This is a genomic window from Ramlibacter tataouinensis (assembly GCF_001580455.1).
Classification (GTDB): Bacteria; Pseudomonadota; Gammaproteobacteria; order Burkholderiales; family Burkholderiaceae_C; genus Ramlibacter; species Ramlibacter tataouinensis_B.
Genome location: NZ_CP010951.1, coordinates 3,071,367 through 3,094,106, shown reverse-complemented (window position 1 = coordinate 3,094,106; position 22,740 = coordinate 3,071,367). Strand labels below are relative to the sequence as shown.

Genomic DNA, 22,740 nt, shown 5'->3' with positions numbered 1-22,740 from the left:
CTACCTCCCGTCTATGCTGAGATTCACATGGGCACGGCGCGCGATGGCTTCCCAGTCCCATTCGATGCCCAGGCCCGGCGTGTCGGGCGGGCGGGCGTGGCCGTCCTCGATGACGAGGCGACTGGTGGTGATGTCATCGAGCTGCGGGATGTATTCGACCCAGGCCGCATTGGGCACGCCGGCGCACAGGCTGACGTGCAACTCCATCAGGAAGTGCGGGCACACCGGCACGACGAATGCCTCGGCCAGGTGCGCCACCTTGAGCCAGGGCGTGATGCCGCCGATGCGTGCCACGTCGGGCTGCACGATGCTGCAGGCGCCCTGCTCCAGGTACTCGCGGAACTGCGCCAGGTGGTAGATCGATTCGCCCACCGCCACCGGAATGGTGGTGTGCTCGCGCAGCTGGCGATGGCCGGCCACGTCTTCGGCCGGGAGCGGCTCTTCGATCCAGGCGAGGTCCAGGCCTTCGAACAACTTGGCGCGCCGCGCCGCCGCCGGCCGCGTCAGGCCCTGGTTGGCGTCGGTCATCAGCTCGAAGCCCGGGCCGACGGCGTCGCGCACCGCTTCGAGTCGCGCGCGGTCCTCGCTCGGGTGGGGCCGGCCGATTTTGATCTTGGCGCCCAGGAAGCCCTGCTCGCGCGCCGCCAGCGTCTGCTCCACCAGTTCGCCGGCCGAAAGGTGCAGCCAGCCGCCTTCAGTGGTGTACAGCGGCACGCGCGGCTGCGCGCCACCCAGCAGGCGCCACAGCGGCAGCGCCTGGCTGCGCGCGCGCCAGTCCCACAGCGCCGTGTCCACGCAGGCCAGCGCCAGGCTGGTGATCGCGCCGACGGCGGTGGCATGGGTGTGGAAGAACAGGTCCTTCCAGATCGCTTCCACATCGAGGGGCGCGCGGCCCAGCAGGCGCGGCGCCAGGTGGTCGCGCAGCAGCGCCACCACCGATGAGCCCCCGGTGCCTATGGTGTAGGCGTAGCCGGTGGCGTCGATGCCGTCGCTGACGTGCAAGGTGAGCAGCAGGGTTTCCTGCGTCACGAAGGACTGGATGGCGTCGGTGCGCACGACCTTAGGCGGCAGGTCGAGCTGGCGGATCGTGACGCGCTCGATGACGGGAAGAGGCGACAGCATGGGCTTGGGGTGAACCCCGATTGTGAAATTGGTCTGACCACTTTTCTAATCCGCAGGAACCCTTAGATGCCATGCTCCCGCACGCCATCGAACTCCGCGCCGCCGAACCCCAGCGCCTGTACCGGCAGATTGCCGAGCAATTGCGCACGCTGATCGCGGGCGGCGAGTTCACGCCGGGCACCCGCCTGCCCGCCGAGCGCGAACTGGCGGCGCAGCTGGGCGTCAGCCGCCCGTCGGCACGCGAGGCGCTGATCGCGCTCGAGGTCGAAGGCTGGGTGGAGGTGCGCCCCGGCTCCGGCGTGTACGTGGTGGACCGCCGCGGCGCCCGGACGACGGCCAAGGTCCCGCCCAATGAATGGGGCCCGCTCGAACTGCTGCGCGCCCGCCGCGTCGTCGAGGGCGAGGTCGCGGCGCTGGCCGCGGCGCATGCCAAGCGCAAGCATTTGCAGGCGATCCGCGACGCCATCCGCGCCATGAAGGACGAGGCCGACCGCAACGTGCAACCGGTGATGGGCGACCGCGCCTTCCACACCGCCGTAGCGGCCGCCTGCGACAACGTGGTGCTGCTGGAGACCGTGCAGACCTATTGGGATGCGCGGCACGGCCCGCTGTTCGAGCGCCTTGGCGGCCACTTCGAAACCGTGCCGTCCTGGCGAACGGCCATCGCCGAACACGAGCTGGTGCTGGAAGCGATCGCCTCGCGCGACCCCCAGGCCGCACGCGAGGCGATGCATCACCACCTGGAGAAAGCCCACGCCCGATTCAGCGCGAGCTGGCGCCGCGCGAACACTTCCTGACCCAGCCCAGCGGTAATCAAGGAGACATCGATGAAGAAGCGTTTGACCCTGAAGCTCGCCGCCACCTGTGCCCTGCTCGCGGCCGCCATGCCGTTCGCGGCGCAGGCCCAGACCAAGCTGAAGTTCGCCCACGTGTACGAGACTTCCGAGCCGTACCACAAGTGGGCGGTGTGGGCGGCCGACGAACTCAAGAAGCGCACCGCCGCCCGCTACGAGATGCAGGTCTTCCCGGCCTCGACCCTGGGCAAGGAAACCGAGATCAACCAGGGCCTCACGCTCGGAACGGTGGACGTGATCTACACCGGGCAGGCCTTCGCGGCGCGAACCTACCCGCCGATCGCCATCGGCGGCGCGCCCTTCATGTTCCGCGACTTCAGCCACTGGAAGGCCTACGCCGCCAGCCCCGTGCTGCAGGGACTGATGGACGAGTACGCCAAGAAAGGCGGCAACCGGCCGATCGCGGTCACCTACTACGGCGTGCGCCACACCACCGCCAACAAGGCAATCAACAAGCCCGAGGACATGGCCGGCCTGAAGCTGCGTGTGCCGGACGCGCCGCTGTACGTCCTGTACCCCAAGGTGGTCGGCGCCAACGCGACGCCGATCGCCTTCGCCGAGGTCTACCTGGCGCTGCAGAACAAGACGGTGGACGCGCAGGAGAACCCGCTGCCGACGATCGAGGCCAAGAAGTTCTATGAGGTGCAGTCGCACATCAACCTCACCGGCCACATCACCGAGATGCTGCTCACCATCGTGAGCGGCCCCGTCTGGAACAAGATGAGCGACGCCGACAAGAAGACCTTCGAGGCCGTGTTCAAGGAGGCCGCCGCCAAGTGCACCGACGACATCGCGCAGGCCGAGACCAAGCTGGTGGAGACCTTCGCCACGCAGTACAAGAAGACCGTGGTCAAGTCCGACCGCGCGGCCTTCAGCGCGGCCTTCCAGAAGTTCCACCTGGGCCCGGACGCGAGCTGGGACAAGGCGCTGTACGACAAGGTGCAGGCGCTCAAGTAGGACCATGTCGACCTCATCGATCGACGAGCTCCCCCGGGTGATGGGGGCGGACGGGGAGTTCCACGCGCAGGACGAGGCCGTGGACCTCTCCGGGACGGCTCCGGAAGCCTGGGTGGCGCTCGGCTTCTTCTGGCTGCTGGGCGCCGTGGTGTTCCACCAGTTCTTCACGCGCTACGTGCTGAACAACTCGGCGGCCTGGACCGAGGAGGTGGCCCGCTACCTCCTCATTGCCACCGTGTTCACCGGCGCGACCATCGGCGTGGTGAAGAACAACCACATCCAGGTGGACTTCTTCTACCGCTACATGCCGCGGTGGATGGCGCGCGCCGCGGCCACCGTCGTCGACGTGCTGCGCATCGGCTTCTTCGCCGCCGCCGTGGTGCTCACGGTGCTGATGATGCTCAAGCTGGGCAGCAGTTCGCGCATGACCATGGTGGACCTGCCGATGAACTGGATCTATGGCGTGTGCCTCGCGGGCTTTGCCGCCATGACCGTGCGCTCCGTCCTGGTGATGCGCACGCACCTGAAGCGCGGCTACAGCGTGCTGGAGCGGCCCGAATCCAACATCGACGACCGCTGACGGCGTCAACGCGAAAGATCACCACATGCTCAAGGTCCTGTTCCTGTTGCTGATGGGCGGAGGCATTCCGGTGGCCATCGCCATGGCCGGTTCCGCCCTGCTGTTCATCCTGTGGAGCGGCAACCTGCCGCCCTTTGTGGTGATCCACCGCATGGTGAGCGGCATCGACAGCTTCCCGCTGCTGGCCGTGCCCTTCTTCATCCTGGCCGGCAATTTGATGAACAACGCCGGCATCACCAACCGCATCTACAACTTCGCGCTGGCGCTGGTGGGCTGGCTCAAGGGCGGACTGGGGCACGTCAACGTGCTGGGGTCGGTGATCTTCGCCGGCATGAGCGGCACGGCCATCGCGGACGCCGCGGGGCTGGGAACGATCGAGATCAAGGCCATGAAGGACCATGGCTACAGCACCGAGTTCGCCGTCGGCGTCACCGCCGCCTCGGCCACGCTGGGGCCCATCATCCCGCCCTCGCTGCCCTTCGTGATCTACGGAATGATGGCCAACGTCAGCGTGGGTGCCCTGTTCCTGGCCGGCATCCTGCCGGGCGCGCTGATGGCTGTGCTGATGATGCTCACGGTGGCGTACTACGCCCACAAGAACGGCTGGGGCGCCGACATCAAGTTCGACTGGACACGCCTGACCAAGGCGCTGGCCGAAACCGCCGTGGTGATCGGCTGGCCGCTGGTCCTGTGGCTGCTGGTGGACAAGGCCGGCGCGCCGGCGCAGGCCACCGTGCTGACCGGCCTCGTGCTCCTGTTCGTCGCCGACAAGATGTTCAAGTTCCAGGCGGTGCTGCCGATCATGACGCCCGTGCTGCTGATCGGCGGCATGACCACTGGCCTGTTCACGCCCACCGAAGGCGCGATCGCCGCCTGCGTCTGGTCCATGGTGCTGGGCCTGTTCTGGTACCGCACGCTGACCTGGAAGATGTTCGTCAAGGTCTGCCTGGACACCGTCGAGACCACGTCCACGGTGCTGTTCATCGTGGCGGCGGCCAGCATCTTCGGCTGGATGCTCACCGCCACCGGCGTGACCTCGGCGATCTCGTCCTGGGTGCTGAGTTTCACCCAGGAGGCCTGGGTGTTCCTGCTGCTGGCCAACCTGTTGATGCTGTTCGTCGGCTGCTTCCTGGAGCCGACCGCCGCCATCACCATCCTCGTGCCCATCCTGATGCCGATCTGCCAGCAACTGGGCATCGACCCGGTGCACTTCGGGCTGGTGATGGTGCTGAACCTGATGATCGGCCTGCTGCATCCGCCGATGGGCCTGGTGCTGTTCGTGCTGGCGCGGGTGGCCAAGTTGAGTGTGGAGCGCACCACCGTCGCCATCCTGCCGTGGCTGGCGCCGCTGCTCGGCTCGCTGGTGATCATCACCTACTTCCCCAAGCTGGTGCTTTGGCTGCCCAAGCAGTTTTTCTGAACTTGTTCCGATTGCCATGACGCCGTTCATCCGCCTCCATCCCCAGGACGACGTCCTCATCGCGCGCGCCCAGCTGGTCAGCGGCGCGCGCGCCGGGGACGTGGTCGTCAAGGGCCTGATCCCGCCCGGCCACAAGGTCGCCGTCCGTGACATCGCGGCAGGCCAGCCGGTGCGCCGCTACAACCAGATCATCGGCTTCGCCAGCCGGCCGATCGCCGCCGGCGAGCATGTGCACACGCACAACCTGGCCATGGGCGATTTCGAGCGCGACTACGCCTTCGGCGCCGACCTGAAGCCCGAGCCGGCCACGCGCGAAGCCAGCTTCCTGGGCTTCAAGCGGGCCGACGGCCGCGTCGCCACCCGCAACTACATCGGCATCCTGTCCAGCGTGAACTGCTCGGCGACCGCCGCACGCGCCATCGCCGACCACTTCTCGCGCCAGGCCAACCCGGGGGCGCTCGAAGCCTTCCCCAACGTCGACGGCGTGGTGGCGCTCACCCACGGCACCGGCTGCGGCATGGACACCGAGGGCCTGGGCATGCGGGTGCTGGAGCGCACGCTGGCCGGTTACGCCACCCATGCCAACTTCTGGGGCGTGCTGGTGGTGGGCCTGGGCTGCGAGGCCAACCAGATCAATGCCTGGCTGGCGCACTCCAGCCTGCGCGAAGGCGAGCAGCTGCGCGTGTTCAACATCCAGGACACCGGCGGCACCCGCAAGACGGTGGAGCGCGGCATCGCCATGGTCCGCGAGATGCTGCCGGGGGCCAATGCCTGCCGCCGCGAGCCCTGCAGCGCCGCGCACATCACGATCGGCCTGCAGTGCGGCGGCTCCGATGGCTACTCGGGCATCAGCGCCAACCCGGCGCTGGGCGCGGCGGTGGACCTGCTGGTGGCCCACGGCGGCACGGCCATCCTGTCGGAGACGCCCGAGATCTACGGCGCCGAGCACCTGCTCACGCGCCGCGCCGTCACGCAGGAGGTCGGCGACAAGCTCATCTCGCGCATCCGCTGGTGGGAGCACTACACCAAGGTCAACGAGGGCGAGATGAACAACAACCCCTCACCCGGCAACAAGGCCGGCGGGTTGACCACCATCCTCGAAAAGTCGCTGGGCGCGGTGGCCAAGGGCGGCACCACCAACCTGCGCGCGGTGTACGAATACGCCGAGCCCGTGACGCAGCACGGCTTCGTCTACATGGACACACCCGGCTACGACCCGGTCAGCGCCACCGGCCAGGTCGCCGGCGGCGCCAACATGATCTGCTTCACCACCGGGCGCGGCTCGGCCTACGGCTGCGCGCCCTCCCCTTCGCTCAAGCTCGCCACCAACACGGCGCTGTGGCAGCGGCAGGAAGAGGACATGGACATCAACTGCGGCGAGATCATCGACGGCAAGGCCAGCATCCAGGAGATGGGCCAGCGCATCTTCGAACTGGTGCTGGCCACGGCCTCCGGCGCAGCCACCAAGAGCGAGCTCCACGGCTACGGGCAGAACGAGTTCGTGCCCTGGCAACTCGGTGCGGTGATGTAGCCCGGCGCCCCGGGGGATGGCCTCGAGATGACGACCACCGGTGGAAATCGCGGCTCCAAGGCCAAAGAAGGCGCCCGGATGACAACTTTTGGGCGCACCGCGCGCCTTTTCGTCGGCGGCTAGCGCATTCCGCTACGGGCGTTGGTTCTTCGCCGAATGAGCAGTAACGGCACGTGACAATTCGGGCCGGCCGGGTTACAACGCTCATCCGTATCCTTCAAATGAATGAGAGCCGGGGCCGGTGGTGCTTGGCCGACCGCCGTACCGGCCATGAGACAGTAGATGCCGCTCGAGTCGTTCCAGCCCGCGGACGAACCGTTCCCGCCGACCGACGTCGCCCCGCTCGAGCCCTTGCGCCCAAGCCAGGAGCCGGCGCCGGTCGTGGCCGTGCGCGCCGAACCCGAAGCGCAGCTCGCGACCTTCATGTACGCGCGCGTGCGCAACTTTGGCGTCACCTGCGACTCGATGGCCGGCGCCGAACTCACTGCGTGGGTGAACGACGTGCGGCGCGTGCTGCAACGCGCCGCCGTCGAGCTCGACGGCGTGATCGCGCAGCGCAAGCCCGACTCGATCCTGTGCGTGTTCTCGCATCGGCCCGATGAGGCCGTGCCCTCACACGCCAAGCGCGCGCTGCATGCGGCCATCCTCACCGTGCATGCCTGCACGGTGCTCGCCGACCGCATCGCAGCACGGCCGCAGTCACAAGGCCTGCCGCCGCTGTCCGTCGCGATCGGCGTACACCTGGGCGTCGCCGAAGTGAGCCCGCGCCCGAGCAACCCGGGCATGGTGCACGCCGTCGGCGAGGCGGTCGAGATCGCGCGCCTGCTCGAAGTCGTCGCGGCCGACCTGCATTGGAGCATCGCCGCATCGTTCGGCACGCGGCAGGCCGCCGGGGCCCGCGTCGACTCCGGCCGCAGCGGCACGCTCGGGCTGCCCGACGAAACCTTCCTCGAGGTCGTTGAGATCGCGGGGCTGGTACCGCGACTGGGCTCGACCACCTCCGAACAACACTACGCGCTGCTGCGGGAGTCGCTGCAGAAGAACCAGCAGCTCTCGCGCACCAACGGCAACGCCGGGGGCGGCGGCGGGCACATGCTGATCGAGGGCTACCGGCTGCTGCGCAAGATCGGCCAGGGCGGCGTCGCCACCGTCTATCTCGCCCAGCCGATACACGGCGGCCCGGCGCAGGTGCTGAAGGTGCTGCGGCTGGGCAGCGGGGCCGCCGACATGGACCTGCAGCGCTTCATCACCGAGTTCGCGCTGCTCGCGCAGATCGAGCACCCCAACGTCGCACGCATCTTCAAGCAGGACTTCTCGGCGGGCTGTGCCTACATCGCGATGGAGTACTTCCCGCTCGGCGACTTGCGCTCGCACATGCGCAAGGCGATCGATCCCGCCATCGCGCTTTACTACGTCCGGCAGATCGCCGCAGGACTGGAATCGATCCACCGGATCGGTATCGTGCACCGCGACCTGAAACCGCACAACGTGATGCTGCGCCAGGACGGCATCCTGGCGATCGCCGACTTCGGCATTGCCAAGCAGGTGTCGATGAAGCTCACCGACACGGGCGCCGGCGAGATCATCGGCACGCCCTACTACATCAGTCCGGAGCAGGCGCTCGGGCACCCGGTCGACGCGCGTGCCGACCTCTACAGCCTCGGAGTGATGGCCTACGAGATGCTCACGGGGCAACGCCCTTACCAGGCGCCAAGCGCGCAGGAACTGCTCGACCTGCACCTGCACGCGCCCCTGCCCGCGCTGCCGGCCCACCTGCGTCACCTGCAGCCCGTGCTCGATCGCATGATGGCCAAGGACCCCCAGCAGCGCTATGCCTCGGCAACCGAACTGCTCGAGGTGTTGATGGGGATCGGCGCATGAGGCGCCCGGTCGCTCCGAAGCCTCATAGCACCGCAGCCCGCAGGGCGGAGGTTATCCAATGAGCCGCCCGGCCGCTCCGAAGGCTCATAGCACCGCAGCCCGCAGGGCGAAGGTTATCCAATGAGTGCCGCACGCTATCGCATCGAAAAGCTGCTGGGACAGGGCCGGCACGCGAGCCTGTGGCGCGCCATGGACGTCGACCGGCGCGAGCGGGTCGCGCTCAAGGTCGCGTCGCGCGGATGCCTGCGGCGCGAGTTCGACACCTTGCAGGAGAACCAGGACGGCCACGCCGTGAAGGCGCACGACTGCGGCGTGCTGCCCGACGGCCGTCCCTACCTGGCGATGGAATACGTCGACCACGGCGACCTGGCGCATGCGCCCCTGCCCGAAGGCGGGGCCGCACGCGCGCTGAACGATGCGGCGCTGGCGCTGGCCGGCGTGCACCGCCGCGGCTGGGTGCACCGTGACATCAAGCCCGCGCACCTGCTGCTGCGCGCGAACGGCCAGGTCGTGTTGTGCGATTTCGGCAGCGCCTGCCGCGCGGGAGCGCGCGAGGACCGCGCGGCGCCCAGCCTCGTCGGCACACCGCGCTATGCCGCGCCCGAACAGATGGAAGGCGCCGCCGCGTCGACCGCCGCCGACGTGTACAGCCTCGGCATCTGCGCATTCGAACTACTGGCGGGGAAACCGCCGTTCCGGGGAGAAACCTTGACCGAACTGTTCAGCCAGCACCTGCGAGCGCCCGTGCCGCGCCTGCCGCCCGGCGCCGCGCACTGGCAATCGTTGGTCGACGCGATGCTCGCGAAACATCCCGCGAGCCGGCCGGCCGACGGCGACGCCGTGCTCGCGGTCCTGCGGGAGAACCATTCTTGAGCCTCGATGACCAGTATCTCGTGGACGTGATCGGCTTCAACGAAGTCGAGCGCTCCATGCTCTCCAGCATCTTCGCGCTTGCGGCGCGGCGCGACCCGGGCTTCGGCCAGTACGAGCCGGGCGCGGCCGGCCGCACCCCCGACCTTTATCTGGTCGACGCCGACGACCCGGGCGCCGTCAGCGAGTTCCGCGCGCTGCACAAGCGCGCGCCGCTGCCGGCGGTGCTCGTCGGCACCAGCACGCACGGCACCTCGCACACCCTGTTGCCGCGTCCCCTGCAATGGGCCAGGCTGCTGCAGGCACTGGAAGACGCCTTGCCGGCCGGCGGCCAGGCATCGCCGGACGAGCTCGCGCTCTCGCGTCCCGGCAGCGGGCCCGATCCGCGCCGCACGCTCTCGAGCACGGACTCGCTCAGCCGCTCGATCCCGCGGCCGAACGCGCCACGTGCTGCGCCGCCGGCGCCGGCCCAGGCGAAGCGCCTGGTCACCGACAGCGTGCTCGTCGTCGACGACAACGCCACCGTGCGCGCATTCATGCAGGCCAAGCTCGAGCCGTACGGCTTCGACGTCGACTTCGCCGAGTCCGGCGAGGAGGCCATCGGCCTGTCGGGCAACAGCGAGTACACCTGCGTGTTCCTCGACGTGGTGCTGCCCGGCATCGACGGCTACCAGGTCTGCAAGCTGATCAAGTCGAACAAGCAGGCGATCAAGAAGACCGCCGTCGTGATGCTCACCAGCCGCTCGTCGCCGTTCGACAAGCTGCGCGGCTCGATCGCCGGCTGCGACGAATACCTCACCAAGCCGCTCGACGAGGATCGGCTGCTTGAAGTCATCGCCAAGTTCCTGCCCGGCAGCCGCAAGCGTGCCGAGCGGGCCGAGGGCCGCTAATAGGAGGAGGCCGACATGAGCAAGTCGATCCTGGTGGTGGACGATACGCGCTCGATGCGCAAGATGGTGGCGGCCGTGCTGGCGGGCGCGGGCTACGAGGTCGCCGAGGCCGCCGACGGCGTCGATGCGCTGGAGCTCGCCCGGGGCCGCCGCTTCGACCTGGTGGTGACGGACCACAACATGCCGCGCATGGACGGCGTGACGCTGGTGCGCGAACTGCGGGCCATCGCCGACTACGACCCGGTTGCGCTGATCGTGCTGTCCACCGAAGTCGACCCGGCCGTCAAGCAGCGTGGCCGCGAGGCGGGGGCGACGGGCTGGATGGCCAAGCCCTTCGACCCGCAGCGCATGCTCGACATCGTGGCGAAGTTCATCTGAAGGGCCCCATGCTACAGGCCGGCGCACTCGCAGACCCGAAAGCCTACCGGGAGATCTTTTTTGAGGAGACGCAGGATCATTTGGCGGATGTCGAAGCCATCCTGCTCAGGCTCGAGCCGCAAGCGCCCTGCCTGCCCGAGCTGAACGCGATCTTCCGCGCGATCCATTCGATCAAGGGCAGCGCGTCGATGCTCGATTGCGTCGACATCGCCCAGATGGCGCACCTGCAGGAGAACCTGCTGGACTTGCTGCGCAAGCAGGAGCGGCTGCTCGAAGCCGGAGACATCCAGGCCATGCTGAAGTCCGGGGACGTGATGCGCGCGCAGGCCCTCAGGCACCGTGGCGACATCGAGCATGCGCCCGACAGCGGCTCGGCCCAGGCCCTGCTGCGCGAGCAGCTGGACCGGCCGCGCGCCGACGCGGTGGACGGCGCGGCGGGGCCGGTCCGCCGCCGTTTCTCCGTGCGGCTGGGTCCGCTTGAACAGGCCATCGACGCCGCCGACCTGGACATGACGCTCGCCGGCCTGGGCGAGATGGGGCAGCTCGCCACGCCGGCGATCGAGAACTGCGAGGGCGGCAGCATCGCATTCGAGGTGGAGCTCGAGGGTACGGCCGACGACCTGCGCAGCGTGCTGGCGCTGATCGTCGCGCCCGAACTGGTCTGGGTCGAGAAGATCGAGGCTTCTCCGGCCCTCGCCCCGCGCCATTCATACCGGGACGGCGAGCACGACGAATTTTTCGTCGACCCCGATGAGTTCCGGCGCAAGCGCGCCGAGCTGCTGCAGGACGAAGGCGAGGACGACGCAGCCGGCCCATCGGTGATGGCGGCCGACCTCATGCAGGCATTCTTCGACGAAGTGGACGTGCCCATCGCCTCGCGCGAGACCGGCCACATCCGCGTCGCGACCGAGAAGATCGACCAGCTCGTGAACCTGGTGGGCGAGCTCGTCATCACCGAGGCAATGCTCGCACGCAGCGTGACGGAAAGCGGCCTGGCCGACCTCGCGCGCCACACGCGCAATCTGCAGGAAGCCGTGCTGGCGATCCGCATGCTGCCGATCTCGCACGCGTTCTCGCGCTTTCCCCGCCTGGTGCACGAGCTGTCGGGCCGCCTGGGCAAGGAGGTCGATCTGAAATTCGAGGGCGAGTCGACCGAGCTGGACCGCGGCCTCATCGAGAAGATCAGCGACCCGCTGACGCACCTGGTGCGAAACGCCGTCGACCACGGTCTGGAAGCGCCGGACATCCGGACCGCCGAAGGCAAGTCCGCGACCGGGACCCTGCTGCTCGCCGCCCGGCAGCGTGGCGGCAACATCGTGATCGAAGTCAGTGACGACGGCCGCGGCCTGGACCGCGAGCGCATCCTGCAGCAGGCGCGGCGGTGCGGCATCGCGATCGCGCCCGATGCGCCTGACCAGGAGGTGTGGGAGCTCGTCTTCGCCCCGGGCTTCTCGACCGCCGAATCCGTCACCGAACTGTCCGGCCGCGGCGTCGGCATGGACGTGGTCAGGCGCAACATCAAGGCGCTGGGCGGCACGATCGACCTGAGGTCGCAGGCCGGCGAGGGCACGGCGGTCACCGTGAGCGTGCCACTCACGCTCGCCATCATCGAGGCGATGATCGTCGCGATCGGCGGCGCGGTCTATGTGCTGCCGATCGCGGCCGTGATCGAGACGCTGAGCGTGGAGCCGGGCGACATCCACACCTTGCCGGGCCAGGGCGACACGCTGCGCGTTCGTGAATCGTACCTGCCGGTCATCCACCTCGCGCGCATCTTCCCGCCGCCCCATCCCCGGAGCCAAGCGGGCGGCATCGCCATCATCGTCGACGCCGACGGCCGCCAGGCCGCGCTCGTGGTCGACGATGTGGTCGGCCAGCAGCAGGTGGTCGTGAAGAGCCTCGAGGCGAATTTCCGAAAGGTGCCGGGCCTGTCCGGCGCCACCGTGATGGGCGACGGTTCGGTCGCACTCATCCTGGACGTGGCGCACATCGTGCGCATGTGAATGGAGACTGGAATGCAAGCTGCCATGCCATCCCTCAGCGCGCGCCACGCGCGCGAGGTCGTGGTTCCCAAGAAGGAGTTCCTCACCTTCCGGCTCGGCACCGAGAGTTACGGCATCGACATCCTGAAGGTGCAGGAGATCCGCGGCTTTGAACAGCCGACGATCATCGCCAACGCCCCACCCTTCATCAAGGGCGTGATCAACCTGCGCGGCGTGATCGTGCCGATCCTCGACCTGCGCGTGAAGTTCGGCCTGCCCGCGGTCAAGTACGACGAGTTCACGGTCGTGATCATCCTCAACGTGGCCTCGCGCGTGGTGGGCGTGGTCGTCGACTCGGTCTCCGACGTGCTCCTGCTGACCCCTGAATCGATCCGGCCCACCCCGGAATTCGCCTCGGCCACCTTCGACACCAAGTACATCACCGGCCTCACCGACGTCGAAGATGGCTTGTTGATCATGCTGGACATCGAAAAACTCATGACCTCCGCCGACATGGCGCTGGTCGACGCCGCGGTGTGAGGAGCTTTGCCATGTTGAAACGGACCTCTGCCGAAATCGTCCTGCGGCTCATTTTCGTGACCTTCCTCGCCGGCTCGCTGCTGATGGCCTGGATGGGTTTCGGTGCCATGCAGGAGGCCCACGAGGCCGCGCTGGCGGCGCTGCGCGCCGGGCCCCCGGATCTTACGCAGCAATACGCCGCCGCGGCGGAAGCGCGCGAATTCAGGCTGCTGTGGCTCTTGGGCGCCATGCTGGCCATCGGCGTCGGCATGGTCTTCTTCTTCCGGTGGTGGATCACGACGGTCAATTCGGCGCCGCTGCGGACTGCCCTGCGGCTGGTGCGCCGGGTGGCGGACGGCGACCTCACCGCGTCCACCGAGGGCGAGGACTTCCGTCATGTGCAGCGCTTCGCCGAAGCACTCGACCAGATGACGGCGGGCCTGCGCAAGCTCGCGATCGAAGTCGCGCACAGCGCGAACACCGTCGCCAACACGAGCACCCAGATCGCGCATGGCAACCTCGACCTGTCGCAGCGCACCGAGGAGCAGGCCAGCACGCTCGAAGAGACCGCGAGTTCGATGGAGGAACTCACCTCCACCGTGGCGCAGAACGCGGAGAACGCGCGGCAGGCCAGCGACCTTGCCGTCGAGGCGTCCGAAGTCGCGCGCCGGGGCGGCCACGCGGTCAGCCAGGTGGTCTCCACGATGAACGGCATCGCCGACTCCTCGCGCAAGATCGGCGACATCATCGGCGTGATCGACAGCATCGCGTTCCAGACTAACATCCTCGCGCTCAACGCGGCCGTGGAGGCCGCGCGCGCCGGCGAACAGGGCCGCGGCTTCGCGGTGGTGGCCTCCGAGGTTCGCACCCTCGCGCAACGCAGCGCCACCGCGGCCAAGGAGATCAAGTCGCTGATCGGCGACTCCGTCGGCCGGGTCGAGGCCGGCACCCGGCAGGTCGACGCGGCCGGCAAGACGATGGACGAGATCGTCAGCTCGGTGAACAAGGTCAGCATCCTGATCGCCGAGATCGCCGCCGCCAGCCGCGAGCAAAGCGCCGGCATCGGCCAGGTCAACAGCGCCGTCGCCCAGATGGAGCAGGTGGTGCAGCAGAACGCCTCGCTGGTGGAGGAAGCCAGCGCCGCGACGGAATCGATGAAGGAGCAGGCGGCGGTGCTGCTGCAGGCGGTCGGGCGTTTCCGCGTCGGCGACGAAGCGCCCGGCCGGCGCGCGGAGCCGACGCCCATCACGCCGATCGCGCCGGTCAAGGTGAAGCCCGCCGGCGGCGCCACGCTGCAACCGGCCCCGCCCGCGAGCCTCAACGGCGCGCGACCGGCCCTCGCCTCCTCGGGGCAGTGGGAAGAGTTCTAGGCAAGGACATCGGGGAACAGGCAGAACATGGCCAGGATCTCGGTCATCACCAAGCTCAACGCCTGGCTGGCATTGCTCGTCGGCATGGTGGCGTCGATGGCGGGCATCGCACTGTACGTGCAGGATCCGTCGGGCGACCGGCAGATGCTGGCCATCACGCTGGGCGCACTCGTGCTGTTCACGGTCGTGGCGGGCGTCGGGCTGCGCCTGTCGGTCCGCGAGGGCATCCTGCGCTCCATTCGCGATGCCGCCCAGGTGGTCACGCGCGTGGCCAACGGCGACCTCACGGCGCGGGTCACGGTCAGCGCCCACGGTGAGACGCAGCGGCTGCTCGAGGGGCTGGAGAAGATGACGCGCGACCTGCAGGCGCTGGTGGGTGGCGTGACGCACGCCGCCGGCACCGTCGCTGCCACCAGCGCGCAGATCGCGCAGGGCAACCTCGACCTCTCGCAGCGTACCGAGGAGCAGGCCAGCACGCTGGAGGAAACCGCCAGTTCGATGGAGGAGCTGACTTCCACGGTCGCACACAACGCGGAGAACGCGGCGCAGGCGAGCCAGCTCGCCGTCGAGGCATCCGATGTGGCGCGGCGCGGCGGCCAGGTCGTCGGCCAGGTGGTCTCGACGATGAACGGCATCTCCGATTCGTCGCGCAGGATCGGCGACATCATCGGCGTGATCGACGGCATCGCCTTCCAGACCAACATTCTCGCGCTCAATGCCGCCGTGGAAGCGGCCCGTGCCGGTGAGCAGGGCCGCGGCTTCGCCGTGGTGGCTTCGGAGGTGCGCAGCCTCGCCCAGCGCAGTGCTGCCGCCGCGAAGGAGATCAAGGCACTCATCGGCGATTCGGTCGCGCGTGTCGAAGCAGGCACCCGGCAGGTCGACGCGGCCGGCAAGACGATGGACGAGATCGTCAGCTCGGTGAACAAGGTCAGCATCCTGATCGCCGAGATCGCCGCCGCCAGCCGCGAGCAAAGCGCGGGCATTGGCCAGATCAACAGCGCCGTCGCCCAGATGGAGCAGGTGGTGCAGCAGAACGCCTCGCTGGTGGAGGAAGCCAGCGCCGCGACGGAATCGATGAAGGATCAGGCGGCGGTGCTGCTGCAGACGGTCGCTCGCTTTCACGTCGGCGACGAAGCGCCCGCCGGGCGCGCCCCGCCGACGCCCATCACGCCGATTACGCCGGCGCCGGCCCGGACGGGGAGCCGGAGCGGCGCGGGCGGCCAGCGCCCGGCGCTCGGCTCGCCCGGCCAGTGGGAAGAGTTCTAGTGGCCCGTGTCATGGCAACGCCCGAGGTCGAAGCACCGGCGCAGCTCAACCCATCCGAATTCGACCTCGCCTGCAGCCTGATCGCGCAGTACGCGGGCATCAAGCTCGGCCCGCACAAGCGCTACATGGTCTACAACCGCCTCGTGCGCCGGCTGCGTGCGCACGCCATGCGCGATTTCGGCCAGTACCTGCAGCTCGTGCAGACCGACGTCATGGGCGAGCGCGAGGCCTTCGTCAACGCGCTCACCACCAATCTCACCGCATTCTTCCGCGAGCCGCACCACTTCGATTTGCTGGCCGAGCGCGCAAAGCTGCACCAGCACAACCAGCGCCGGCCGATGCGCATCTGGTCCTGCGCCTGCTCCACCGGCGAGGAACCGTGGTCGATCGCGATGACGCTGCGCGAGGCGGGCTGCGACGCCCAGGTGGTAGCCAGCGACATCGACACCGACGCGCTCGAGAAGGCCGCATCGGGTGTCTATGCCGCCGACCGCATCGCCGACCTGCCGGCGTCCAGGCTGCGCGGGCACTTCCTGCGCGGTACCGGCGCGAACGATGGCCGGGTGATGGTTCGCCCCGAACTGCGCAGCATGGTGAAGTTCGGGCAGCTGAACCTGCAGTCGCCCCGGTGGCCGGCCATGGAGGCTTTCGATGCGGTCTTTTGCCGTAACGTGACGATCTACTTCGACCGGGAGGCGCAGAAGAAGCTGCTCGAGCGCCTGGCGCAGGTGCTGCGCCCGGGCGGCGTGCTGGTGGTGGGTCACGCCGAGAGCTTTCCCGCGACCCACCGTTCGTTCCGCGGCTGCGGCCGCACGGCGTACGAGTACCTGCCGGCCTGAAGGCGCGCGCGCATGGAACACCTGCACCCCACGCGCTATTTCGATCGCGAGCTGCGCGTCCACTCGGTCAAGATCCTGCCCGGGCAGTACTACGCGGCGGCCGGCGACGGCTCCATCTCCACGCTGCTGGGCTCCTGCGTCTCGACCTGCCTGTGGGACCCGCTGCTGAAGATCGGCGGCATGAACCATTTCATGCTGCCCGGCGAGTCGTCGCCGGCTGCATCGCCCTGGGCGGTGTCGGCGCGCTTTGGCGTGTACGCGATGGAGGTGCTGATCAACGAAATGATTCACCTCGGAGCCGACCGGCGCCGCCTCGTGGCCAAGGTGTTTGGCGGGGCCCAGGTGCTGCAGGGCTTCGACAAGCTCGACGTGGGCGCGATGAACGTGCGCTTCGTGCTGGACTTCCTGCGCGAAGAGGCGATCCCGATCGCGGGGCAGGACCTGCTGGGCTCCTCGCCGCGCAAGCTGCACTTCTTCCCGGCCAACGGGAAGGCGCAAGTCAAACGCCTGCACCTGCAGCCCACCGATGCGGCGCTGCAGCAGGAGCGCGAGTACTTCGACGGGCTCTCGCATGCGGGCGGCGGCGAAGTCGAACTGTTCGAGGCGCCGCGATGATCCGCGTCCTGGTCGTCGACGATTCCGCCGTGATGCGCGCATTCCTCGCCAGCGTGATCGAGGCGCAGCCGGACATGGAAGTCGCGGGTGTCGTGTCGGATCCGGTGCTCGCCGTCGACCGCATCCGACGCCACGCGCCCGACGTGATCACGCTCGACGTCGAGATGCCGCGCATGAACGGCCTGGATTTCCTGCGCAACCTGATGGCCGTGCGACCCCTGCCCGTGGTGATGATCTCGTCGCTCACGCGCGATGGTGCCGAGACGACGATGCGTGCGCTCGAGCTCGGCGCGGTGGACTTCGTTGCGAAACCCGCCTCGCCCTCCGAGTTCGAAAGCGTGGGGCCGATCATCGCGGAGAAGATCCGCACCGCGGCGCAGGCACAGGTCGCGCGACGGCACCGGCCGGCCGCCCAGCCGCACGCGCCCCGGGCCAAGACTTTCGGCGCCGTGGCCGGCACGCTCGGCACGATCATCGGCATCGGCGCCTCCACGGGCGGTGTCGAAGCGCTGCGCGGGATCTTGCCGCAGCTGCCGGCTGACATCGCACCCGTCCTGATCGCGCAGCACATGCTGCCCGGCTTCACACCGGCGTTCGCCCGGCGGCTGGACTCGCTGTGCGAGATCGCCGTGAAGGAGGCCGAAGAAGGCGAGGTGCCGCTGGCCGGCGTCGCCTACATAGCGCCGGGCGGTCGCCACCTGATGCTGGCACGGCGCGCGTCGACCTATGTGCTGCGGCTTTCGGACGAACCCCCGGTGAATCGACATCGCCCGTCGGTCGACACCCTGTTCCGCTCGATGGCCGCGGCTGCGGGGGATGACGCGATCGGCGTGCTGCTCACCGGCATGGGCGAAGACGGCGCGCAGGGCCTGCTGGCGCTGCGGCGCGCGCGCGCAGCAACCATCGCGCAGGACGAAACCACCTGCGTCGTGTTCGGCATGCCGCGGCAGGCGATTGAACTCGGCGGGGCGGGCGAAGTGCTGCGCCTGCCCGACATTGCACCACGCCTGCGGCTGCTCGCCCGGGCCACCACACGAAATTCGCGCTTCAGCGAGATCTAGAAGAGGAGTCCACCATGTTCCAGAAAACCACCATCGCGCAGCGCCTGCTCCTCGGCTTCGGGGCAGTGGTCGGCCTGCTCGTCGCCATCGTGGCGGTGGGGCTCGCCTACCTCAACTCGCTCACGCGCCAGGTCGACGTGCTGGCAAACGACCGCATCCCGCAAGTGATTGCGGCAGGCCGCCTGGAGGCCTCCGTGCTGCGCGCGTCACGTGGCCTGCAAACCGTGTTCGAGCTGACCGAAGCGACCGAGCAGCAGGGACAGCTGGCGGCGCTGAAGGCCGCGCGCGAGGAGCAGGCGAACCTCGCCGCACAGATGCGACGGTTGGCGGCCACGGACCAGTCCCGGGCGCTGCTCGCCCAGATCGACCAGGCCCGCAAGGCCTGGGTGAAAACGGAATCGGAAATCATCGCGCAGCTTGAATCGGGCCAGACTCACGAAGCCAAGGTCTTGCTGCTCACGAAGGCGCGCACCGTCCAGGGCGAGTACCAGACCGCGATCACGAAGCTGTCCGCCTTCTATGGCGACGAGGCGCACCAGCTCGCCCAGGAGTCCACCACGGCCTACCGGCGCAGCATCGGGGCCTTCGTCGTCGCGGCGCTGCTGTGCATCGCCGCGGCCATTGGGGTCGCGCTGCTGATCTCGCGCAGCATCCGCGCCCAGCTGGGCGGCGAGCCGGACTTCGTGCGTTCGATGGTCAAGCGGGTGGCGGATGGCGATCTCACGGTCAAGGTGCAGCTCGGGGCCGGCGACCAGCACAGCCTGATGGCCGCGATGCGCGAGATGGTCACGAGCCTGCGCGCCATCGCCGGCGAAACCGCGCGCGGGGCGCAGGCGGTGGCCGACACCAGCGCGCAGATCGCGCAGGGCAACCTCGACCTGTCGCAGCGTACCGAGGAGCAAGCCAGCACGCTGGAAGAAACGGCGTCGTCGATGGAGGAGCTGACCGTGGCCGTGCAACACAATGCACAGAACGCCAAGCAGGCCAGCGCGCTCGCCTCGGAGGCCTCGGAAACCGCACGCAAGGGCGGCCTGGCGGTCGACGACGTGGTGAGCACGATGGACGAGATCCTCGATTCGTCCAAGAAGATCGGCGACATCATCGGCGTGATCGACAGCATCGCCTTCCAGACCAACATCCTGGCGCTGAACGCGGCTGTCGAAGCCGCGCGCGCGGGCGAACAGGGCCGCGGTTTCGCCGTGGTGGCCACCGAAGTGCGCAATCTCGCGCACCGCAGCGCCGCCGCCGCCAAGGAGATCAAGGCGCTGATCGCCGACTCGACCAACAAGGTGCAGGCGGGTTCCAGCCGCGTCGATGCCGCGGGCCACACCATGACCGGCGTCGTGCTCTCGGTGAAGAAGGTGACCGACCTGATCGCCGAGATCGCGGCGCAGAACCAGGAGCAAAGCCTGAAGATCGCGCAGGTGGGCACGGCCGTGCGGCAGATGGATACCGTCGTGCAGCAGAACGCCTCGCTGGTCGAGGAAGCCGCGGCCGCGACCGAGTCCATGAAGGACCAGGCCGGGACGCTGCTGGCGATCGTGTCGCGCTTCCGGCTGGAGGACGCGCCGCGCGCCGAGGCAAGCCCGGCGACGCTGCTGGAGACCGCGAAGGCCGCGGCGGAGCCCGCGCCGATCCGCATGCGTCCGGCCGCCGTGCCCTACGCGCCCGGGTTCAAGAAGGTCGAAGCGCGAGGGTGGAAGGGTTTCTAGCCCGGAGGGCCTAGAGCATCAGCGCGAGGCTGGCCTCGAGGTGCTCTGAAGGCAGGCGCTTGAACCCCGAGCGGGCGAAGCGCTGCAGGCGGCCCACCACGAAAGCGGTGAGCATCGAGGCCCGCACCTGGGCGTCGAAGCTGGGGGTGCCCGAGGCGTCGGCTTCGGCGCCACTGCGCAGACCCTGCTTGAGCGAGGACTCGATCTTGTCGAAGAACAGGTTCATGCGCTGCTGCAGGCGCTCGTTCTCGTAGACCAGCGCGTCGCCGACCATCACCCGGGTCATGCCCGGGTTCTTCTCGGCGAACTGCAGCAGCATCGCCACGGTCTTGGCCGCCTGGGCGTCGCCCGCCGATTCGCGCTCGGCGATCTGGTTGACCAGGCTGAACACGCTCTGCTCGATGAATTCGATCAGGCCCTCGAACATCTGGGCCTTGCTGGCGAAGTGCCGGTACAGCGCGGCTTCGCTGACGTCCAGCCGCGCCGCCAGGGCCGCGGTGGTGACACGCTCGGCCCCAGGCTGCTCCAGCATGGTGGCCAGCGCCTGCAGGATTTGCACCCGGCGCTCGCCCGGCTTGGGGCGCTTGCGAACCGCGGGCGCTTCCTGGACGGCGGGGGAATCAGGGGTGCTGAACGGCGCGTCGGACATGGTGAGGTAGGCCCTATCTGGAAGAGCTGTTCGAGGAATTCTCGCACAGCCCAACCTAGGGTCTTTCCCGCGCACCCCGGCGGGCGCGGGCACTGTCGCGCAGCCGCCTCAGTGGGACCGGATCATGGTGCCGTAGGCCTGGTCTGTGAGGATTTCCAGCAGCATCGCGTGCGGCACGCGCCCGTCGATGATGTGCACCGCGTGCACGCCGCTCTTGGCGGCATCGAGCGCGCCCGCGATCTTGGGCAGCATGCCGCCGGAAATCGTGCCGTCGGCAAAGAGGTCGTCGATCTCGCGCGCGGACAGCTCCGTGAGCAGCTTGCCATTCTTGTCCAGCACGCCGGGGGTGTTGGTCAGGAGCATCAGCTTCTCGGCGCGCAGCACCGTGGCGAGCTTGCCGGCAACCACGTCGGCGTTGATGTTGTAGCTCTCGTTCTGCTCGCCGAAGCCGATCGGGGAGATCACCGGAATGAACTGGTCGTCCTGCAGCGCCTTGACCACCGAGGGGTCGATGCCGACGATGTCGCCCACCTGGCCGACGTCGTGCTCCTTGTTCGGATCCTGGCTGTCCACCATCTTGAGCTTCTGCGCGCGAATGAGCCCGCCGTCGCGGCCGGTCAGCCCCACGGCCTTGCCGCCGGCCTGGTTGATCAGGCCCACGATGTCCTGCTGCACTTCGCCGGCCAACACCCACTCGACCACTTCCATGGTTTCGGCGTCGGTCACGCGCATGCCCTGGATGAACTCGCCTTTCTTGCCCAGGCGATTGAGGGCCTGCTCGATCTGCGGCCCGCCGCCGTGGACCACCACCGGGTTCATGCCGACCAGCTTGAGCAACACCACGTCCTCGGCGAAGTCGGCCTGCAGCTCGGGATCGGTCATGGCGTTGCCGCCGTACTTGATCACGATGGTCTTGCCGTGGAACCGGCGGATGTAGGGCAGGGCCTGCGCGAGGATCTCGGCCTTGTCACGCGGCGCAATCTTGGAGATGTCGGTCATGGCGGGTCGGGTTTTAGCAGCGATTTTGCCGCAAGGCGGCCGGCGCGCCGCCGCGCGGCTGGCTCAGCGCCTGAGCCAGGTCGGCACCTTGAAGCGCACGATGCTCACGTAGGCCCAGACGTAGCAGATCACGAACAGGGCCGTGAACGCCATCAGCACGCGCGTGTTGTTCCAGAACAGCACGGCCGGGGCGACGGTCAGGATGGTGAAGCCCCACAAATAGGGTGAGGTGCGGTTGTTGCGCATCAGCATGCGGCGGGCCTCGTCGTCGATGTCGAAGACGCCGCGCACGATGCGCCGGTAGATCAGCTGGTGGAAGTGCAGCGCGTCCGCCACGCCCGGCGACTGGCCGCGCGCGACCTTGCGGTAGATGGAGAACAGCGTTTCCCACACGGGATAGATCAGCAGCAGCACCGGAAACCAGGGCGACACGGTGGAATAGCGCTGCACCAGTTGCACGCTGGCCACCGCGATGATCACGCCCCACAGGTAGGCCCCGCCGTCGCCGGCGAAGATCAGGCCGCGCGGGTAGTTCCAGAACAGGAAGCCCACGGTGGCGCCGGCCGGCACCAGCACCAGCGCGGCGAGCTGGCGGTCGCCCACCAGCAGGCTCACATAGGCCAGCGCCAGGCAGCACACCAGGGCCACGGTGCCGGCCAGGCCGTTGTAGCCGTCGATCAGGTTGAAGGCATGGGGCAGCCCCGCGACCGCGAAGATCGCGAGCGCGAGCCCCGGCCACGGCGTCGCGGCCCAGGCCGGCTGCAGCGCGGCGATGCCCAGGCTCGGGATCGACAGGCCCAGTAGCCAGGTCGCGGCGACACCGGACAGCACGGTGATCAGCAGCCGCCAGGTCGCCGTGAGCCGGTGGCTCACGTCTTCGGCGACGCCGCCCGCCACCGCGATCAGCGCGACGGCCCACCAGGCCAGGGCGATCCCGCCGGGGAGCTTGATCTGATAGTTGGTGCCGATAAGCCGCTCGGCGCTGACGACCCACGCCCACCCCACGGTGCAGGCCACGATCATGGCGACGCCGCCCAGGCGCGGCACGTGGCCCGCATGGAAACGCTGCGGTACCGACTGGCCGTAGCGCCGACCGCTGGCGGTGCCATACCGCAGCAGCAGGCCGCACACGAACCAGGACACCGCGCTGCACAGGATCAAAAGAATGAGCATCAGCTCGACACAGTCTTTGTTACGGGCACGAATTCTCTCATTACATCGAGATACCTCTCAGGGCGGAGCGGC

Annotated in this window: 21 protein-coding genes; 17 read left to right on the top strand and 4 right to left on the bottom strand. The window is 68.6% G+C overall.

The window, feature by feature from the left end; genetic code table 11:
* Entirely contained in the window at positions 1 to 1,122 is a 1,122-nt protein-coding gene (locus UC35_RS14570; protein ID WP_061500907.1) for a mandelate racemase/muconate lactonizing enzyme family protein, read from the bottom strand.
* Between the two features lie 86 nt (positions 1,123 to 1,208).
* On the opposite strand from UC35_RS14570, the gene UC35_RS14565 reads away from it, so the two are divergent.
* From UC35_RS14565 to UC35_RS14485, 17 genes are all read left to right on the top strand, one after another.
* Positions 1,209 to 1,919: a FadR/GntR family transcriptional regulator gene (locus UC35_RS14565; protein WP_061503846.1), complete on the top strand. Its 711-nt coding sequence runs from the start codon at positions 1,209 to 1,211 to the stop codon at positions 1,917 to 1,919.
* 30 nt (positions 1,920 to 1,949) lie between these two features.
* A complete protein-coding gene (locus UC35_RS14560) occupies positions 1,950 to 2,933 on the top strand; it encodes a sialic acid TRAP transporter substrate-binding protein SiaP (protein ID WP_061500904.1) in 984 nt (327 codons plus the stop codon).
* Between the two features lie 4 nt (positions 2,934 to 2,937).
* Complete coding sequence (locus UC35_RS14555; RefSeq protein WP_061500902.1) at positions 2,938 to 3,513, top strand: TRAP transporter small permease; 576 nt, start codon at positions 2,938 to 2,940, stop codon at positions 3,511 to 3,513.
* Positions 3,514 to 3,538: 25 nt separating this feature from the next.
* The gene (locus UC35_RS14550) at positions 3,539 to 4,933 is read left to right on the top strand and encodes a TRAP transporter large permease (RefSeq protein ID WP_061500900.1); all 1,395 of its coding nucleotides are present in this window, start codon (positions 3,539 to 3,541) and stop codon (positions 4,931 to 4,933) included.
* A gap of 16 nt (positions 4,934 to 4,949) precedes the next feature.
* The gene (locus UC35_RS14545) at positions 4,950 to 6,464 is read left to right on the top strand and encodes a UxaA family hydrolase (protein WP_061500898.1); all 1,515 of its coding nucleotides are present in this window, start codon (positions 4,950 to 4,952) and stop codon (positions 6,462 to 6,464) included.
* A gap of 282 nt (positions 6,465 to 6,746) precedes the next feature.
* Positions 6,747 to 8,345: a protein kinase domain-containing protein gene (locus UC35_RS14540; RefSeq protein ID WP_061500896.1), complete on the top strand. Its 1,599-nt coding sequence runs from the start codon at positions 6,747 to 6,749 to the stop codon at positions 8,343 to 8,345.
* Positions 8,346 to 8,465: 120 nt separating this feature from the next.
* Entirely contained in the window at positions 8,466 to 9,218 is a 753-nt protein-coding gene (locus UC35_RS14535) for a serine/threonine-protein kinase (RefSeq protein WP_061500894.1), read from the top strand.
* On the top strand, positions 9,215 to 10,105 hold the full coding sequence (locus UC35_RS14530) for a response regulator (protein WP_061500892.1): 891 nt from the start codon (positions 9,215 to 9,217) through the stop codon (positions 10,103 to 10,105). The genes UC35_RS14535 and UC35_RS14530 overlap by 4 nt, the downstream gene beginning before the upstream one ends.
* Positions 10,106 to 10,120: 15 nt before the next feature.
* Complete coding sequence (locus tag UC35_RS14525) at positions 10,121 to 10,483, top strand: response regulator (RefSeq protein WP_061500890.1); 363 nt, start codon at positions 10,121 to 10,123, stop codon at positions 10,481 to 10,483.
* A gap of 8 nt (positions 10,484 to 10,491) precedes the next feature.
* Positions 10,492 to 12,486 (top strand): chemotaxis protein CheA, encoded by a 1,995-nt coding sequence (locus tag UC35_RS14520; protein WP_061500888.1) that lies wholly within the window; start codon positions 10,492 to 10,494, stop codon positions 12,484 to 12,486.
* A gap of 24 nt (positions 12,487 to 12,510) precedes the next feature.
* A complete protein-coding gene (locus UC35_RS14515) occupies positions 12,511 to 13,005 on the top strand; it encodes a chemotaxis protein CheW (RefSeq protein ID WP_061503845.1) in 495 nt (164 codons plus the stop codon).
* 11 nt (positions 13,006 to 13,016) lie between these two features.
* Complete coding sequence (locus UC35_RS23970; protein WP_061500885.1) at positions 13,017 to 14,354, top strand: methyl-accepting chemotaxis protein; 1,338 nt, start codon at positions 13,017 to 13,019, stop codon at positions 14,352 to 14,354.
* A gap of 27 nt (positions 14,355 to 14,381) precedes the next feature.
* Positions 14,382 to 15,620: a methyl-accepting chemotaxis protein gene (locus UC35_RS14505; protein ID WP_061500883.1), complete on the top strand. Its 1,239-nt coding sequence runs from the start codon at positions 14,382 to 14,384 to the stop codon at positions 15,618 to 15,620.
* An 11-nt stretch (positions 15,621 to 15,631) separates the two neighbouring features.
* Entirely contained in the window at positions 15,632 to 16,459 is an 828-nt protein-coding gene (locus tag UC35_RS14500) for a CheR family methyltransferase (RefSeq protein WP_061500881.1), read from the top strand.
* 12 nt (positions 16,460 to 16,471) lie between these two features.
* Positions 16,472 to 17,074 (top strand): chemoreceptor glutamine deamidase CheD, encoded by a 603-nt coding sequence (gene cheD / locus UC35_RS14495; protein WP_061500879.1) that lies wholly within the window; start codon positions 16,472 to 16,474, stop codon positions 17,072 to 17,074.
* Positions 17,071 to 18,135, top strand: coding sequence for a protein-glutamate methylesterase/protein-glutamine glutaminase (locus UC35_RS14490; protein ID WP_061500877.1), 1,065 nt, complete (start codon positions 17,071 to 17,073; stop codon positions 18,133 to 18,135). Before cheD ends, UC35_RS14490 begins: the two co-directional genes overlap by 4 nt.
* Positions 18,136 to 18,149: 14 nt before the next feature.
* Entirely contained in the window at positions 18,150 to 19,847 is a 1,698-nt protein-coding gene (locus UC35_RS14485; protein ID WP_061500875.1) for a methyl-accepting chemotaxis protein, read from the top strand.
* A 10-nt stretch (positions 19,848 to 19,857) separates the two neighbouring features.
* Here the strand turns inward: UC35_RS14485 and slmA are convergent, their stop codons facing one another.
* The 3 genes from slmA to UC35_RS14470 all read right to left on the bottom strand — a co-directional run bounded on the left by slmA (position 19,858) and on the right by UC35_RS14470 (position 22,668).
* Complete coding sequence (gene slmA, locus UC35_RS14480; protein ID WP_061500873.1) at positions 19,858 to 20,496, bottom strand: nucleoid occlusion factor SlmA; 639 nt, start codon at positions 20,494 to 20,496, stop codon at positions 19,858 to 19,860.
* 108 nt (positions 20,497 to 20,604) lie between these two features.
* The gene (argB, locus tag UC35_RS14475) at positions 20,605 to 21,495 is read right to left on the bottom strand and encodes an acetylglutamate kinase (protein ID WP_061500871.1); all 891 of its coding nucleotides are present in this window, start codon (positions 21,493 to 21,495) and stop codon (positions 20,605 to 20,607) included.
* A 63-nt stretch (positions 21,496 to 21,558) separates the two neighbouring features.
* On the bottom strand, positions 21,559 to 22,668 hold the full coding sequence (locus UC35_RS14470; RefSeq protein WP_061500869.1) for a glycosyltransferase family 4 protein: 1,110 nt from the start codon (positions 22,666 to 22,668) through the stop codon (positions 21,559 to 21,561).
* Positions 22,669 to 22,740 lie beyond the last annotated feature (72 nt).